The sequence below is a fragment of the Variovorax sp. GW823-FHT04B03 genome (assembly GCF_058796495.1).
Genome location: NZ_JBXAIT010000002.1, coordinates 817,738 through 832,182 on the forward strand (window position 1 = coordinate 817,738; position 14,445 = coordinate 832,182).

Here is a 14,445-nt window from a genome sequence, read left to right on the forward strand (position 1 = left end):
CCCCCGAGGTCGCTCTTCAAGCAAAGGACCGTCGATATTTGACGAGCCCACGCTTGATCGAGGCATCGAAGCCGCAGCGCTCGAAGAACCGATGGGCATCCTCACGCTCCACCGAACTCAGCAACATGATCTTCGAGCAATCGCTCGCCGCACAGAACGCCTCGACCTCCCGCATCAGCGCGGCCCCCACCCCTCGATTGCGAGCGGCCGCGTCGACGACGACGTTCTCCACGACCGCGAATGGCTGCCGCTTGTACATCACGTCTTCGCACAGCGAAACCAGCACCGTGGCGCACACCTGGCCGTCGACCTCCGCAACAAGAAGCGCCGTCCTCGGGTCTTCGGACAACGCCTGCAGGCGTTCGGGCAGCACGCAGCGCGCCGCGTCTGCGACCAGTTGGCCGTAGAGCGCATCGATGCGGGCGGCGTCGTCGGACACCGCACGACGGACGCTGAGGGACGGGATGGGCATGCAGGCGGTCTCCGCAAAATGACGTCGAGTTCGGGCGAGGCCCACTTCTGACTGGATTCTCCCGCAGCCCCACGCCTGCGAAGCGCGCGATGCCCACATAGACTGTGGAAATGTCCCAGCCCACGCCCGCCTTCAGCACGTCGTCCACCACCAACAACTACGCCGAGAAGACCGCCCGCCTGGTGCCAGGCCTGCACGACCTGCAGACGATGACAGCCCTGCTCGTCGCCGAACGCGCGCCGGACGCTGCCAACGTGCTGGTCATCGGCGCTGGCGGTGGCATGGAGTTGAAGGTGCTCGCGCAGGCCCATCCCCGATGGCATTTCGTCGGCGTCGATCCGTCGCAGCCCATGCTCGACCTCGCCGCGGAAACGCTGGGTCCGCTCGCCGAGCGGGTCGCGCTGCACCATGGCTACACCGACACCGCACCCGAAGGCCCCTTCGATGCAGCGACCTGCCTGCTGACGATGCACTTCCTGACGCTCGATGAACGCAGGTCGACGCTGATGGAAATTCGTCACCGCCTGAAGCCCGGTGCGCCGTTCGTCATGGCGCATCTCAGCTTTCCCCAGGCACATGGGGAGCGAGAGCTGTGGCTCTCACGCTACGTCGCTTTCGCGGCGGCTTCCGGCGTCGATCCGGACAACGCGCGCAAGGCGGCCTCCGCGATCGGCTCGACGTTGACACTGCTCAGCCCGGCGCAGGAAGAGGCACTGCTGGATGACACAGGCTTCACCAACGTCCGCTTGTTCTATGCGGGCATGGCGTTCAGAGGCTGGGTCGCCAACGCCTGAGCGACATCTCCATCAGCGCGCGTTGCAAAACGCCTTGATGTCGTTCTGCGCCACCTCGCGATCGTAGGTGTCGGTGGGCTTGTTGCGGCGTGCTCGGGCACCACTGAGGATGTCTCGGGCCAGCGCACAACGCGAGGCATTCGTGCCGTGGTCGATGCCGTCTGAAACCGCCTTGGGTCCCTTGCGTTCGGGTGGTCCATAGGGCCGGAGCGACTGGGTCGACGTGGGGAGGCCGGACCGGTCACGTGGACGCCAGTCGCTGATGGGCGGCGTGAAGGTATTCGACGTGTCAGGTGGTGGGGAGACTTTCAGTTCCTCGGTCTTGGCGTTGCCCGCATCGGCCTTGTGCTGGGTGTAGTGCGTCTGGCCTTTGGCGTCGACCCACTTGTAGATTTCTGCATGCCCCAGCGATGAGAGCAGCACGCAGGTGAGCGTCGCAAGCACAGCGCGAACCAGATTTGAAATCTTCATGCGTTGCCCACTGTCAGGTGATGGGGTCAAAAGGAGAGCGGATGCCGCAGCCAGTCGACGCAGGGGCGGCAACCGGTGCGACATGCAAAGAATCCTAACCCGCGCCTTACTCGGGTGTTCGCAACTCCGCCCACGCCGTCAACATCTTCACCTGCGTGCGCAGCCAGCTCGTCGGCATCGACTGCGTGCCCCACACCGCGATGCGGCCCGCGTGTTCGCCCATGAGCCAGAACTGGCGCACGGCCATGAAGGCGGCGACGGCGTCGACATCCGCCGAGGGCAACGGGCGCGCGCTGCGGTAGCCCGCCAGGTAGCTGCGCCAACGCGCCAGCGACGTCGCGTCGAGCGATCCGCCCACGGTGCGCGGGTGCATCGCCCACAGGTACACGCACAGGTCGTAGGCCAGCCAGCCGGGGCCCGCGTCGTCGAAGTCGAAGAACGAGGCGACGCGCGCGCCGTCAAGACCCTCCGTCACGAAGTTGTTCATGCCGTGGCAATCGCCGTGTCCGTGAACGCGCGTCAGGGTCGGCATCGCGGTGATGCGGGCTTCGAGCGTGCGTGCGATGGCGCTGAACTCCGGGCGCAGCGCGTCGGTCATGGTGGGCGCGGCGTGCAGGCGCTCGAGCGACGCGTGCAGCAGGTCGGGCAGTTCCAGGGTGTAGCGGCTGGCGGGGCCGTGGTAGTCCTGCGCGGCTTCGTGCAGCTGCGCCAGGCCGTGGCCGGTGGCTTCGACGTCGGGCAGCACGTCGCCGGGCACGTCGCCGTCGAGGTGCTCGAACAGGATCAGCGGACGCTCGCCCTCGGGCAGGTCCATCGCGACAGCATGTGCGCCATCGCGTGCAGCCAGCGCGCCGGCCACCGGCACGCCCCTGGCCTTCAGGTGCACGAGCAGCGCCGTTTCGTAGCCGATGTTGGGGGCGCCGCGCGGGCGGTCGGCGCTCAGGCGCGCGACGGCGTGGCGGCCGTCGGCAAACTGCAGGCCGTAGACATGGTTGAAGCTGCGCCGCAGCAGCTCGCACGACCGGACCTCGCCGAAGTCGTAGGCCTGCGCCACCTTCTCTGCGATGGCGGCGCCCGTGGGCGTGGTCTGGGCGATCTGGGCAGAGCGGGCGGGCGTCGTCACGGGGCGGCCTTTCGGGAGCGTGGGGCGGGCGATTCTGCCCTACCCTCCGCGGCCTCGCCGCCGTGCGTCAACGCTCCAGATCGCGATCGAGCGAGGCGCCCCCGTCTCCCACCTGGCGCCACGCAGGCGCCAGCGCCTTGCGCGCCGCATTGAGCTCGGCCATCGAGATGTGCAGCTCCGCCATGGTCTGCACCAGGAGCTCGAGCAGCGCGGCGCGCTGGCGCAGCCGCACGGTCTCGGCGCGGCGCGCACGCTGCGCCTGGCGCGCTGCGGCCTGGATGGCGCGGCCCGTGGGCGAGTCGTGCGAGGGATGGTGGTGGTCGTCCACGGACAGGCCGGATGCAGCGCGCATGGGCAGTGGCATCACGCGGCGGCGGGCACACCCTGGACGGCGGCGGTGGCAGCTGCGGCGGCGTCGGCATTCGCCGCATCGCCGCGCGTCTCGGCGGCGGGGCCGTAGTTGCGCAGGTGCAGGAAGAACTCGCCCATCATCTGCATCCACAGGCGCACGGCAAACGCCAGGTAGGCGGGGCTGACGCCACCGGCCACGACCACGTCCATCTCGAGCACGACGAAGTCGCCGTGCTGCGCCACGCGCGCAAAGCGCTTGCTGCGGTGCCAGGCGGCGAGCACGGCCTCGGGCAGCGTGCCGCCCTGCACGCGCAACGGGCAGCTCAAGGTGAAGTCGGTGTACTGGGTGGTGGTGACGGCATTGCCCCACAGCACCTGGAAGCCGATGCCGTGGCTGGCGCTGTGCAGGCGCACCACGCCATCCTGTTCGATGGCGGTGACGGCGCCGCCGGCGGCCTTGATGGCGTCCGACACCTGCTCGGGCGTGACGGCGTCGAGCATGTCGAAAGGCACTGGCGTGGCGGCCTGGTCGTCGGCTTGCGGGGTCGTGGCGGTGGTGTTCATGGTGTGCTTCTTCTTTCTGAAAAGGGGGAATGGGTTCAGTTGGTTTTCTTGAGCGCGGCGTCGAGCGCGGCGCTGTCGATGCTCAGTTGCGCCGGCGGCGCCAACTGGGCCATGTAGGCCTGCACCAGTTGCTGCTGCCGCTGCTGGCGCAGCGCGGCCTGCAGCTGCGGCTTCATTTCCTCGAGGGTGGCGGTGCGCGCGGGCTGGGTGTCGAGCAGCTTGACGATGTGAAAGCCGGCCTCGGCCTGCACCGGTTCGCTGACCTGGCCCTGCTTGAGCCTGGCCACCGTGTCGCGCAGCTCGGGCAGGATGCGCGCAAGCGGCAGCGTGTCGACCTCGCCGCCGCGTTCCGCGCTGCGGCGGTCCTGCGAGCTGGCGCGCGCCACGGCGGCGAAGTCGCCACCGCGTGCCTGCTTGGCGAGGCGGTTGGCTTCGTCGCGCACCTTGGCGATGGCGGCCGGGTCGCGCTCGGGCGTGGCCAGGTAGATCTGCGCCACGCGGTAGGCGGCCGGCAGGTTGAAGCCGGTCTTGCCCTGGTCGTAGGCGGCCTTCACCTCGGCGTCCGACGGGAAGCCCGCGGGCACCTGGCTCACGGATTCGAGGTAGGTGGTGGCGACGATGCGCGCGGTGATCTCGCGCGTGGCGGCGTCGATCTTGGCCTTCACGTCGGGCCGGTCGGCCCAGCCCTTGGCACGGGCGTCGCGCAGCAGCGCTTCGCTCACGAGGCGCTGGCGCAGCCAGCCGTCGAGGCTCGCGCGGTCGGCCTTGACGGCGGCGCGTTCGGTCTCGGGCAGGGTCTGCAGCAGCTTCTCGATCTCGTCCTGGCCGATGGTTACTTCGCCGATGCGTGCGACCACGGCGGGGCCGGGCGCGGCGGGTTGCTGCGCGGCGGCCACGCCGACCGACGAGACGAGCAGCACGCCGGCTGCCGCGCGCAGGCGGCGGCCGAGCCCGGCTGCGGGGGTGGCTTGTGCGGGGTTCATTGGGGCTTTCCTTCCGTGGCGGATGCAGCAGCCGCAGGCGCCGGCGCGCTCACGGCGCGCACGTCGAAGCGGCTCTCGTAGAGCTTGTCGCCGTACTGCTGCGCGATCTGTTCGTACTTGACGCGGCTTTGCGCCGCGAAGGGCTGGCGCGAGGCGAGCACGCTGCCCACGTCCATGGTTTCGTAGGCGCGCAGCACCTCTTGCCCGACGGCATACAGCTGCGTGTTCTTGGCCTCGCACTGCGTGAGCGCGGTGCGCTGCAGCGCGGCCTCGCCGGCCAGGCGCTGGCGCTCGGCCTCGGAGGCGCGCGCCATCTTCAGCAGCTCGTCGTAGGCGCCGCGGAACTGCGCGATCTGCGCGCCCGCCTTCTCGCTCGCGGCCTGGGCCTGCTCGCGCAGCTGCGCGTTGCCGGCGCTGGCCTGGCCGCGCGCGTGGCGCTCGGACGCGAGCTGGGCCTGGCTGGCGGCCAGTTCCTTCTTCAGCGTCTCGAGCTCGGACGCGGCCGGCGGCGCGCCGGGTGCCGCGGGCGCCTTGCCCGCGGGCTGGCCGGCCTTGAGCGCGGCCAGCTCGTTCTGCGCCTGCTGCAGCTGGGTGGTGGTGGTGCGCAGCTGCGCGCGCAGCCGCTCCTCCATGCTCTGGCCCTGCGGCTGCTGGGCCTGCGCGACGCCGGCCGTGGCGGCCAGCGCGGCCAGGGCCAGCGCCGGGAAGATCGTTCGGGACACGGCGGACTCCTTCTTAGAAACGCGCATTGAATTCGAGCTGCAGGGTGTCGATCGACAGCGGCGGGCCGTAGACCTCCTTGGTCGAGATCCAGCGGCCGGTGAACCACATGTTCTTGTCGATCGCGTACGAGCCGCCCAGGAAGTAGCCGCGCGCATTGGTGCCGCCGCCGTGGAAGCTCGAATCGTTGTAGCCGTCGGGCATGGCGTCGGGCTCGATGCGCTTGTAGCCCGCGAGCACGTTCCAGTCGCCGCGCGCGGCCGGTGCCGGCTTGCCGTAGGTGGCCTGCAGCATGTAGGCGTTGCCGCCGCTCTTGAAGTCGGACTGGGTGGTGCCGCCGGTCGGGCCGAAGTTGTTCACGATGGCGCCACGGATGCCGCCGCGCTTCCAGATGTCGTTGGCGTCGTAGGCGGTGTTGCGCACGAAGTTGGCGTCCAGGCGCAGGTTGTTGCCGGCCACCTGGGTGTCCCAGCGCAGGTTCAGGTCGATCAGGCGGAACTTCGAGGCCAGGCCCACGTACTGCGGCTGCGGCGTGCCGGCCGGGTTGAGCGGGTCGAGCGAGATGTCGCGCAGCAGCATGAGCGTGTTGCCCTTCTGCATGAAGGCCGGACGCGACCAGTCGGTGCTGCAGCCGTCGGCGCCCGCGTACAGCGCGCAGGGCTCGGAGACCTGGCCGCTGACGTTGCGGAAGTTGTAGTACGCCAGCGCGCCGCGCACGCGGTTGTCTTCGTTGATCTTCCAGTCGGCGCCCACCTGCGCGCCGAGCAGCCACTTGTTCTCGCTCTTCATCTTGCGCTGGCTGCGCGTGGGCGAACCGTCCGCCGAGTACTCGAGCGGAATGAGGCCCAGCGTGCCGAACAGCGACAGGTCGCGGTTCGCAGCGAGTTTCTTGTCGAACTGCGCGGCAATGCCGTCGAAGTTCAGGTCGCTCGAATACAGCAGGTCGGTCGACATGAAGGGGTTGCCGAAGCGGCCGCCGGTCACGGTGAGCCAGTCGGTCGGCTTGTGCGAGATCCACATCTGGTCGAGCCACACGCTCTTCTTGCCCAGGCCGCCGCCCAGCGTGGTGGTGGTCGAGACAGGGCTCTCGTCGCCGCCCGAGGCCAGGCGCACGCCGGCCTTGGTGTTCTCCGACAGATCGGCCAGCAGGCCCACGCGTGCGCGGGCGCGGAACAGGTTGCGGCGGTCCTGGCGCGTGTTCAGGATCGACGGCAGCGACAGGTTGGTGTTCGGGTTGACGTCGTAGCCGGCGCCCTGGTTGAGCGAGGGCCAGTTGATCTCGATGTCGCTGTTGTTGCCGGCGTAGCTGCGCGACTCGTTGCGCACGCGCACGTCGCCTTCGAAGCGGATGCGCTTGCTCCACTCGGGCGTCTCGTTGGGCGCGGCCCAGCCTTCGTCCTTGGCCTGGGCCATGACCTGCGCCTTGACCTCGTCGCGGATCTGGTCGCGCACGGTCTGCGAGATGTAGGGCACGCGCACGTCGCCCGCTTCGAGGCGCATGCCGCCCGCGACGGTGGCCGATGCGGCGGTGGCCGACACGGCCGCCTGGCGCTGTGCCTGCTGCGCGGCGATGGCTTCGGTCTGGGCCTGGGCCAGCAGCGCTTCGCCCACGTCCTTGGCGAGCGTGCCGCTTTGAATGAGGCCACGGATCAGCTTGACCATGGCGGATTCGCCCGCGGGCGCGGCGGCGGTCTGGGCCATGGCGGTGCCGGCCGACAGCACGAAGGCGGAGGCCACGGCCGCCGCGAGCGCGCACTGGCGCAGGGCCGGCATCGCGCCCCGGCGCGGGAGGGTGTTGTGCAGGGTGTTCATCGCTTCGTTCACTGGAGGAAAGGAGTCGGGCCGGGCGTCGGCCGTACAGGTGTGGAAAGTCATGGCCGGCGGCCTCTCATCGACACGCGCATCGGAAAGCGCATCGAGGCCGGCGGACGTTCGTCGACGCGATCGAGCCCGCGCACCAGCGCCAGCACGGCCTCGTCGATGTCCTCGGTGCCGGTGCCGCGCACCAGCTGGGCGCGCGTGGTCTTGCCGTCGGCGCCGAGCCACAGGTCGATCTGGATGTCGTCGAACACCAGCTGGCGCGTGCGCGGGTCGCGCGACAGCGCCTGCTGCAACATGCTCGAAACGTAGCGCGCATACGAGCCGCTGCCCAGGCCGCCGCCGGCGCCGGTGCCGCTCATGCCGCCGCCGCTGCCGGCCTGGATGCCGAAGGCGTCGTTGCCGGCCTGGCCGGCGCTGTCCATGGTCACCGGGTCGCCCAGGTCCTTCGAGGGACTGGGCGGCGCGTCGTCCTTTGGCGCTTCCAGCGGCTCGACCGGCTTGGGCTCGGGCTCGACCACTTCGGGCTTGATCTTTTCCGGCTCGGGCTCGGGCAGCTTCTCGGGTTCGGGCGGCGGTGGCGGGGGCGGCGGCAGCATCAGCGTGGGCGCGTCGGCCACCACGCGCTTCTGGCTCGCGGTGTCGGACAGGAGCCGCCACACGAGCAGCGCCAGCGCCACGACGATCGCCAGGCCGATGACCACCCCGCCCCAGCGGCGCCACAGCGCGGCCGTTCCACCCGTGCCGCTGGAGCGCGGCGCGGGCGAGGCAGAAGAAATCGGGTCGCGAGGGTTCACGCTCCGGTCCTCACTTCTGCTTGCCGGTCACGAGGCCGATCTGGTTCAGCTCGATGCGGCGCAGCAGGTCGAGCACGTCGACCACTTTCGCGTACTGCACGCTGGCATCGCCGCGCACGATCACGGGAAAGTCGGGCGACAGCGCCTTCTCGGTGCGCAGGCGCTCCTCGAGTTCGGGCAGCGTGACCGGGTAGGCGTCCAGGAACACGTTGCCCGCGTTGTCGATCGTGATGGCCTTGGTCTTGGGCTTTTCCAGCGCCACCGAGGCGCTGGCCTTGGGCAGGTCGACCTTGATGCCCGGGATGCTGGCGTTGCTGGTGAGGATGAAGATCACCAGCACCACCAGCAGCACGTCGACGAAGGGCGTGATGTTGATGCCGCCCGTGCGCTTGCGCACGGCGAACTTCGCGGCTGTGTTTGCCATGGTGCGCGGTCCTCAGGCGCGGCGCGCCTGCACGGCCACCGGCAGCGAGCGGCCCTCGCCCTGCTCTTCGGCCAGGCGCGTGACGAACTCGTCGACGAACACGGCCATGTCGGCGCCGATGGCGTCCGAGCGCGAGGCCAGCCAGTTGTAGCCGAACAGCGCGGGGATCGCGACGCCCAGGCCGGCGGCGGTACACAGCAGCGCGGCGGCCATGCCGGGCGCCACCGAGTTGATGTCCACGGCCCCGGCCATGGCCGCCACCACGAACACCAGCATGATGCCGATCACGGTGCCGAACAGGCCCACGTACGGCGCGCCTTCGATGGTGGTCGACAGCCAGTTCATGCGCTTGGACATCCGCTCGGTCTCGCGCACCATCACGCCGTCCATCGCGGCGCGGATCGCGCCGATGGTGGAGGCCGACACGGCGTTCAGGTCGTAGCCGCGGTCATGGCGGCGGCGCATTTCCTCGATGGCCACTTCGTACAGGCGCCACAGCGAGGAATCGGCACGCACTTCCTGCGGCACCGTGTTGTTGGTGGCCAGGCGGTCCAGCGGCGCACCGGCGGCTTCGCGGAAGTGCTCGATGAAGGTGGCGTTGGCGCGCGAGGTGGCGCCGAAGTTGCGGCCCTTGCCGATCATGATGGCCCACGACAGCGCCATCATCAGGCCCAGCAGGCCGACCACGATCCATGCGTCCAGCGGCATCGCGGCCAGGATGAAGCCGAAGTGGCTCTTGCCGGCCTGCTGCTCGTCGGGGCCAAACGCGGCCAGGCGCGATTCGGCGCCTTGCGACACGGCATCGGCCAGCAGCAGCGCGTCGGGGCGTGCGACCTTCGACAGGCGCACTTCGTCGATCGCACCGGTGAACGGCGCGAAGCCGGCCACGGGTGCAGCGCCCGGTGCAGCGGGTGCGGCAGCCGGCGCATCGGCGCCGAGCGCCGCGGCGGTGTTCAGTGCGGGCAGCTTCGCGGCCAGCGACACGGCCGGACGGCCGCCCACATACAGCGCGACGCTGTCACCCTCGGCCTTCACCGCCAGGTGCGACCACTGGCCGGCCTGCACCGGCTGGCCCGGCGTGCTGCGCTGGCCGTTCACCTGCACGAAGGGCACGCCCTGGTCGATGCCGACCACGAGCTCGCCGGCGCCGTCGCGGCGCGCATAGATCGCCTGGCGCGCACCGAGCGAATCGGGCTTGATCCAGGCCGAGAAGGTCAGCGTGCCGCCGGCCGTCACGGCCAGCGAGGGCGTGGCGGGCAGCATCAGCGCGCCGTTGCCGAGCTGGGCGCCCTTGCCGATGACCGTGCCTTCGACGGGCACCGCCGCGGTCTGGCCGTTGTTGCCGTAGGCGGTGGTGTCGCGCGGCGGCACCGCGCCTTCGGCGAAGTGGTAGACCAGCGTGTAGTCGGGGTCGAAGCTGCGCTGGCCGTTGCCCGAGGCCGGGGCCTTGGGGTTGCCGTAGTACATCCACAGCTTTTGCGGCGTGCCGGCCGAGACGTTGGGCACGTCGACCCAGATCAGCGCGATGCCCAGCAGCGGATCGAACTGTTCGATCTGGTGGTTGAGCACGGTCTTGTCGTCGCCCGCGACAAAGCGCAGGTCGGCGCCGGTCTCGCTCACGCCCTCGAACTTGAAGTTGCCCGTGTGCAGGCGCACCAGCACCGGCACGCGCCCGGCATCGCTGCCGATGGCGCCGGCCTGCGGGCCGCCGTCGATGGTGACGGGTTTGCGGTAGGCCCACTCGGCCTGCCACCAGGCATGGGCCAGGCCCGGCAGGAGCGTGCTCAACAGCGTGAGCGCGATGAAAAGAAGTCGTCGCATGACAGGGTTCTCCGGAAAGCTCGTGGAATGAGAAAAAAATCGAAAAGAGGAATGGCTGTTGCCGTCGGTCGTTCGTTCGGTCAGTAGCTCGCGGTGATGCTGAAATTCACCTGCGTGTCGTGCTTCCTGGTGCGCGGCCCGTCGACCAGCGGATAGCCGATGTCGACGCGGCCCGAGAAATACGTGCCCACCTTGAAGGTCGTGCCCACGCCCACCGAATACAGCGAGAAGCGCTCGGCCTGCTCGGGCAGCGGGCTCTTCAGGCGCAGCCGCGCGGCGTCGGCAAAGGCGTACACGCGCCAGTTCTCGACGGTGCTGCCCAGGAAGGCCAGCGGCTTGCTGCGCAGCTCGACCGAGCCGACCACGCCGTAGTCGCCGGTGGCCTCGGCCGAGAGGTAGCCGCGCACCGAGTTCATGCCGCCCGCGGCGATCTGCTCGCTCGAGACGAGCGGCGAATCGGTCATCTGTGCGTTGACGCGGAAGGCCACCTGCGTGCCGCCCTCGAAGCTGTGCGCGCCGTTGAGGTCGGTCTTGAGCACCATGAAGCTGGGCGAGGCCTTGTAGCGCTTGTAGTCGAAGGCCGCCCAGTCGCTGCCGTACTTGAACGAGCTGCTGGTGCCCGCCACCAGCGACACGCCCACGCCGTACTGGCTCTTGTCGGTCTGGCGGAAGCCCGAGTACGACAGCGTGATCGGCGCGTACTTGAGCGGCACGGTGTCGCCGCTGCCCTTGAGCGTCAGCGCTTCCTTGTTGTTCTTGAAGTCGACGCCCACGCTGAAGGCATGCCACCAGTTGCCGGTGTTGGGCACCGTGTAGGTGGCCTTCAGGCCGATCGAGTGGCCCTTGCCCAGCACGGTGGTGCCGCCCACGGTGGCCACGTTGCTGTCGGACACGAAGGCGTTGGCCTCCAGGCTCCAGTTCGTGCCCTTGAGCGGCGCGTTGTAGGAGGCCGAGAACACCTGCGTCTGGTTCAGGTCCTGCGGCGCGCCGAAGAAGCTGATGGAGGCGCTGTGGCCCATCTGCCAGAGGTTGTCGTGGCCCAGCGAGGCGCTGGCGCGCAGCTTGCGCGTGTCGGCGCTGTAGTCGTTGTTCAGGCCCACGCTGGCACGCCACGGGCTCTGGTCCTCGACCTTCAGGTCGACGTCCATCGTGCCCGGCATGGTGCCGGGGCGCACCAGCGGCATCACCTGGCGCTTGGGGCTGCGGTTGAGCGCGGTGAGCTCGGCCTGGGCCTTGTTGAAGTCGGGCACGCCGCCCTCCTTCAGCGCCGGCACCTGGTCGCGCACGTCGAGCGGCGAGTTGTACTCGGCGCCCACCACGCGCACGCGGCCCACGCGGGTCTCGTTGACCTGCAGGAACACCACGCCCTGCGTGACCTGCTGTTCGGGCAGGTCGACGTACACCGACTGGTAGCCCGCCGCCTGGTAGGCCGCGAGCAGCGCGTCGCGCGCGCCCTCCACGTCCTTGAGCGTGCGCTCGGGGCCGAGGAAGGGCGTGACCGCCTTCTCGATGGCGCGGGCGTCGAGCACGGTGTTGCCGCGCACGATGTATTCGGCGATGTCGACCTTGCGGGCCGGTTCGGTGGTTGCGGGCGCGGCCGGTGGGGTGGCCGAGGTCGCGGCCGGCGTGGAGACAGCGGCAGGTGCTTGTGCGAACGCTGCCGCCGGGGCACCGATCGCCATCACCGCCAGCCACACCGCTCTCCAGCAGGTCGGTGGGGCGTTCTTCTTCATGTCATGCATTTACAGCTCGGTTCTCAAGGATGAAGCTCGCGTGGCAGCGGCTCATGGTGGAGAGCCTTCATGTCGCTGCTGCGTACCGATACCTAGACGCACGGCGTGCGCGGCGACTGTCGTTTGTCACGAAAACTTCATCAAGAAATCGGCACGAGGTCCGGCGCGGCGGGTTTCGCGCACATAAGAAGAAGGGCCTCCGCATGGGAGGCCCTTGTGTTTTTTCCGCCTATGCGGGTAGCGCAAAGGTTCAGCGCCTCAGCGTTTCAGCCCCCGCTGCTCGCCCGGCGTGAGCGACTGCATCTGCGCGGTCGTGAGCGCGCCCGCGCCGAGCACCTGCACCACGCCCCTGGGGTCGTAGGCCGCGCCGCTGCGCTCGCGGCCGGCACCGCTACCGCCCTCGCCGCCCGCGGGTTCGTTGCCGAAGCCGAGCACGCGCACGGTGAACACCGAGGGCAGCGCCTGGCGCTGGGCCGCGCGGTCGCGCTGCACGGCGTCCTGCGCCGCGGTCGCGGCCTGCGAGGCGGCGGCGCTGGCGTTGGTGAGCGCGCCCACGTTCACCGCCGCCACCACCGGGACGCCGGTGGACTTGCCCTGCACCTGGATGTTCTCGGCATTGGCCACGCGCAGCGCCGCCAGGTTCACGTTGCCCGACACGCGGATGCCCGCCTCGCCCGCGTCGATGGTGCCCAGCGGCGCGATCAGGTCGATGTCGCCCGGCGGCACCTCGGGGATCGGGTTCAGCGTGGCGATGCCGGCGCCGGTGTTGGGCGTGGTCGGCGACAGGCTGACGTTGCCGGCGTCGTCGTACAGGCGCCGCTGCGGCGTGTAGACCACGGTCGACTTGGAGCCGCGCCCGGCGTTGATGTCGCCCTGCGCCGACCAGGCCAGGATGCCGCCGCCGAAGGTGGTGAAGATGCGGCTCTGGCCCAGCAGGATGCTGTCCAGCGAATAGATCTGCACCTCGCCCGCGCCCTGCGTCAGCACGCCCGAGCCCTCGCCCGGCACGAAGCCGCCGTCCACCCCCACCAGCGTGCGCCCGCCCGGCACGAGGATGTTCACGTTGCCGCCGAAGTTGGTGTGGATGCCGGCGTCGAGCGCGTCGTACACGCCGATGTCGCTGGGCCGGCCGGCGGCCGTCCAGGCATCGCGCCGCAGGTAGCTCTTGCCGGCCTGCGGGCGCTTGGTGAACGGGTCCGAGCTGCTCGCGTAGTAGTTGGCGCTGCTGAACATGGTCAGGTCGCCCTGGTAGCGGCGCGCGCTGCCGTCGGCGCCCTGCGCGGGGAACAGCGTGGCGATGGCCTCGCGCCCGCGCAGGTAGCTGCCCCGGCGCGGGCCGCCCTCCTCGTTGTACTCGCGCCCGCCGGCGCGCAGCTCGGCGAAGTACACGTTGCGCAGGTACACCTGCTGCTGCTCGGGCGGCAGCGCGGCGAAGAAGGCCTGCGCGTCCATGGTGGCGGCGTCGAAGTGGCGGCCCTGGCTGTTGCGCCCGCCGAAGCGATCGCGCAGCCAGTTCACCAGGTGCAGGCCTTCGGCCAGGCCGAACTCGCGCACCAGGTCGCGGCGCGTGCTGCCGCCGCCTTCGCTGCGCTGGCCGTCGATCTCGGCCTGCTTGCGCTTCAGGTAGGCATCGGCGCCGGCCTCGTCGCCGCCGTAGCCGAACTGCTGCGACAGCCACCCGGCCAGCGTGAGCTCGCCGCCATAGCTGTACAGCGCGGTGCCGGGCTGGTCGGCGAAGGGCTGGCCGCTCGCGGCGCGGCGCTTGGGGTCGAGGTAGCGCGCGGCAAAGCCGGCCCAGTCCGGCCCGTCGCGGCCCACGCCCACCGCCACCGAGATGCCGGCGCCGTTGCTGCGGTCGCCCGGCTTCACGTTGACGATGGCGCCCAGGCTCTTGAGCTCGCCCTTGTCGGCCATGTACAGCTCGCGCCCGGCGCTCAGTACCAGCTCGCCGGGGCCGGCGATGTGGAAGCTGCTGTTGCGGATGTCGCGCCCGGCCTCCACCACCGACACGTCATCGGCGTGGCGGTGCACGATCAGGTTGCCGCGCGCCGAGGCGGCGTTCAGCGTCTGCGGCTGCGGCGGCAGTTCCGGCCGGCCGGGAAAATCGCGCCCGCGCCAGCCCGCGCCCTCCGACGGCACGAGATCGACCTCGCCCAGCGCGGTGCCGGCGCCGACGATGTCGCGCCCGGCGCGGATCGCCACCGGGCCGGCGCCTTCGTACCAGAGCCCGTTCGGCGTCGCCACGCCGGTGTTGGAGCCGCGGTAGACGATCGAGCCGGTGCGCAGGCCCACGATGTCGCCCTCCAGCGCATAGAAGCGCGACGGCGGCTGGCCCGCCGGCGCCACGTCGGCCACGCTGGGCGAGGTGAGCGTG

General features: G+C 70.2%; 14 protein-coding genes. 1 reads left to right on the top strand and 13 read right to left on the bottom strand.

Annotated features, from left to right (window positions below):
- Positions 1-16 precede the first annotated feature (16 nt).
- The gene (locus AC1RAD_RS12540) at positions 17-472 is read right to left on the bottom strand and encodes a GNAT family N-acetyltransferase (RefSeq protein WP_492735075.1); all 456 of its coding nucleotides are present in this window, start codon (positions 470-472) and stop codon (positions 17-19) included.
- Positions 473-582: 110 nt separating this feature from the next.
- Between AC1RAD_RS12540 and AC1RAD_RS12545 the strand changes: the two genes are divergently transcribed.
- Positions 583-1,266 (top strand): class I SAM-dependent methyltransferase, encoded by a 684-nt coding sequence (locus tag AC1RAD_RS12545; protein ID WP_492735076.1) that lies wholly within the window; start codon positions 583-585, stop codon positions 1,264-1,266.
- Between the two features lie 12 nt (positions 1,267-1,278).
- Here the strand turns inward: AC1RAD_RS12545 and AC1RAD_RS12550 are convergent, their stop codons facing one another.
- The 12 genes from AC1RAD_RS12550 to AC1RAD_RS12605 all read right to left on the bottom strand — a co-directional run bounded on the left by AC1RAD_RS12550 (position 1,279) and on the right by AC1RAD_RS12605 (position 14,426).
- A complete protein-coding gene (locus AC1RAD_RS12550) occupies positions 1,279-1,737 on the bottom strand; it encodes a DUF4124 domain-containing protein (protein ID WP_492735077.1) in 459 nt (152 codons plus the stop codon).
- A gap of 106 nt (positions 1,738-1,843) precedes the next feature.
- A complete protein-coding gene (locus AC1RAD_RS12555; RefSeq protein WP_492735078.1) occupies positions 1,844-2,860 on the bottom strand; it encodes a phosphotransferase enzyme family protein in 1,017 nt (338 codons plus the stop codon).
- Positions 2,861-2,927: 67 nt separating this feature from the next.
- A complete protein-coding gene (locus tag AC1RAD_RS12560) occupies positions 2,928-3,212 on the bottom strand; it encodes a hypothetical protein (protein WP_070061194.1) in 285 nt (94 codons plus the stop codon).
- An 11-nt stretch (positions 3,213-3,223) separates the two neighbouring features.
- Positions 3,224-3,775, bottom strand: a complete 552-nt coding sequence (locus AC1RAD_RS12565; RefSeq protein WP_492696746.1) for a YbjN domain-containing protein — start codon at positions 3,773-3,775, stop codon at positions 3,224-3,226.
- A gap of 35 nt (positions 3,776-3,810) precedes the next feature.
- Positions 3,811-4,758: a peptidylprolyl isomerase gene (locus tag AC1RAD_RS12570; RefSeq protein WP_492735079.1), complete on the bottom strand. Its 948-nt coding sequence runs from the start codon at positions 4,756-4,758 to the stop codon at positions 3,811-3,813.
- Positions 4,755-5,480, bottom strand: a complete 726-nt coding sequence (locus tag AC1RAD_RS12575) for a hypothetical protein (protein WP_369646545.1) — start codon at positions 5,478-5,480, stop codon at positions 4,755-4,757. The genes AC1RAD_RS12570 and AC1RAD_RS12575 overlap by 4 nt, the downstream gene beginning before the upstream one ends.
- Positions 5,481-5,493: 13 nt before the next feature.
- A complete protein-coding gene (locus AC1RAD_RS12580; protein WP_492735081.1) occupies positions 5,494-7,353 on the bottom strand; it encodes a putative porin in 1,860 nt (619 codons plus the stop codon).
- Positions 7,350-8,093, bottom strand: a complete 744-nt coding sequence (locus AC1RAD_RS12585; protein WP_492735083.1) for an energy transducer TonB — start codon at positions 8,091-8,093, stop codon at positions 7,350-7,352. Before AC1RAD_RS12585 ends, AC1RAD_RS12580 begins: the two co-directional genes overlap by 4 nt.
- A gap of 10 nt (positions 8,094-8,103) precedes the next feature.
- Positions 8,104-8,517 (bottom strand): ExbD/TolR family protein, encoded by a 414-nt coding sequence (locus AC1RAD_RS12590; protein ID WP_062474100.1) that lies wholly within the window; start codon positions 8,515-8,517, stop codon positions 8,104-8,106.
- 12 nt (positions 8,518-8,529) lie between these two features.
- Entirely contained in the window at positions 8,530-10,338 is a 1,809-nt protein-coding gene (locus AC1RAD_RS12595) for a DUF2341 domain-containing protein (RefSeq protein ID WP_095947038.1), read from the bottom strand.
- Positions 10,339-10,418: 80 nt separating this feature from the next.
- Positions 10,419-12,071 (bottom strand): ShlB/FhaC/HecB family hemolysin secretion/activation protein, encoded by a 1,653-nt coding sequence (locus AC1RAD_RS12600; RefSeq protein ID WP_492735084.1) that lies wholly within the window; start codon positions 12,069-12,071, stop codon positions 10,419-10,421.
- A 258-nt stretch (positions 12,072-12,329) separates the two neighbouring features.
- Positions 12,330-14,426, bottom strand: coding sequence for a filamentous hemagglutinin family protein (locus tag AC1RAD_RS12605; protein ID WP_492735085.1), 2,097 nt, complete (start codon positions 14,424-14,426; stop codon positions 12,330-12,332).
- Positions 14,427-14,445: the final 19 nt, after the last annotated feature.

What these genes read in the sequence shown, in the direction of transcription:
- AC1RAD_RS12540 (WP_492735075.1), bottom strand. Translation starts at nt 472, where the DNA reads ATGCCCATCCCGTCCCTCAGCGTCCGTCGTGCGGTGTCCGACGACGCC.
- AC1RAD_RS12545 (WP_492735076.1), top strand. Translation starts at nt 583, where the DNA reads ATGTCCCAGCCCACGCCCGCCTTCAGCACGTCGTCCACCACCAACAAC.
- AC1RAD_RS12550 (WP_492735077.1), bottom strand. Translation starts at nt 1,737, where the DNA reads ATGAAGATTTCAAATCTGGTTCGCGCTGTGCTTGCGACGCTCACCTGC.
- AC1RAD_RS12560 (WP_070061194.1), bottom strand. Translation starts at nt 3,212, where the DNA reads ATGCGCGCTGCATCCGGCCTGTCCGTGGACGACCACCACCATCCCTCG.
- AC1RAD_RS12565 (WP_492696746.1), bottom strand. Translation starts at nt 3,775, where the DNA reads ATGAACACCACCGCCACGACCCCGCAAGCCGACGACCAGGCCGCCACG.
- AC1RAD_RS12570 (WP_492735079.1), bottom strand. Translation starts at nt 4,758, where the DNA reads ATGAACCCCGCACAAGCCACCCCCGCAGCCGGGCTCGGCCGCCGCCTG.
- AC1RAD_RS12580 (WP_492735081.1), bottom strand. Translation starts at nt 7,353, where the DNA reads ATGACTTTCCACACCTGTACGGCCGACGCCCGGCCCGACTCCTTTCCT.
- AC1RAD_RS12590 (WP_062474100.1), bottom strand. Translation starts at nt 8,517, where the DNA reads ATGGCAAACACAGCCGCGAAGTTCGCCGTGCGCAAGCGCACGGGCGGC.
- AC1RAD_RS12595 (WP_095947038.1), bottom strand. Translation starts at nt 10,338, where the DNA reads ATGCGACGACTTCTTTTCATCGCGCTCACGCTGTTGAGCACGCTCCTG.
- AC1RAD_RS12600 (WP_492735084.1), bottom strand. Translation starts at nt 12,071, where the DNA reads ATGAAGAAGAACGCCCCACCGACCTGCTGGAGAGCGGTGTGGCTGGCG.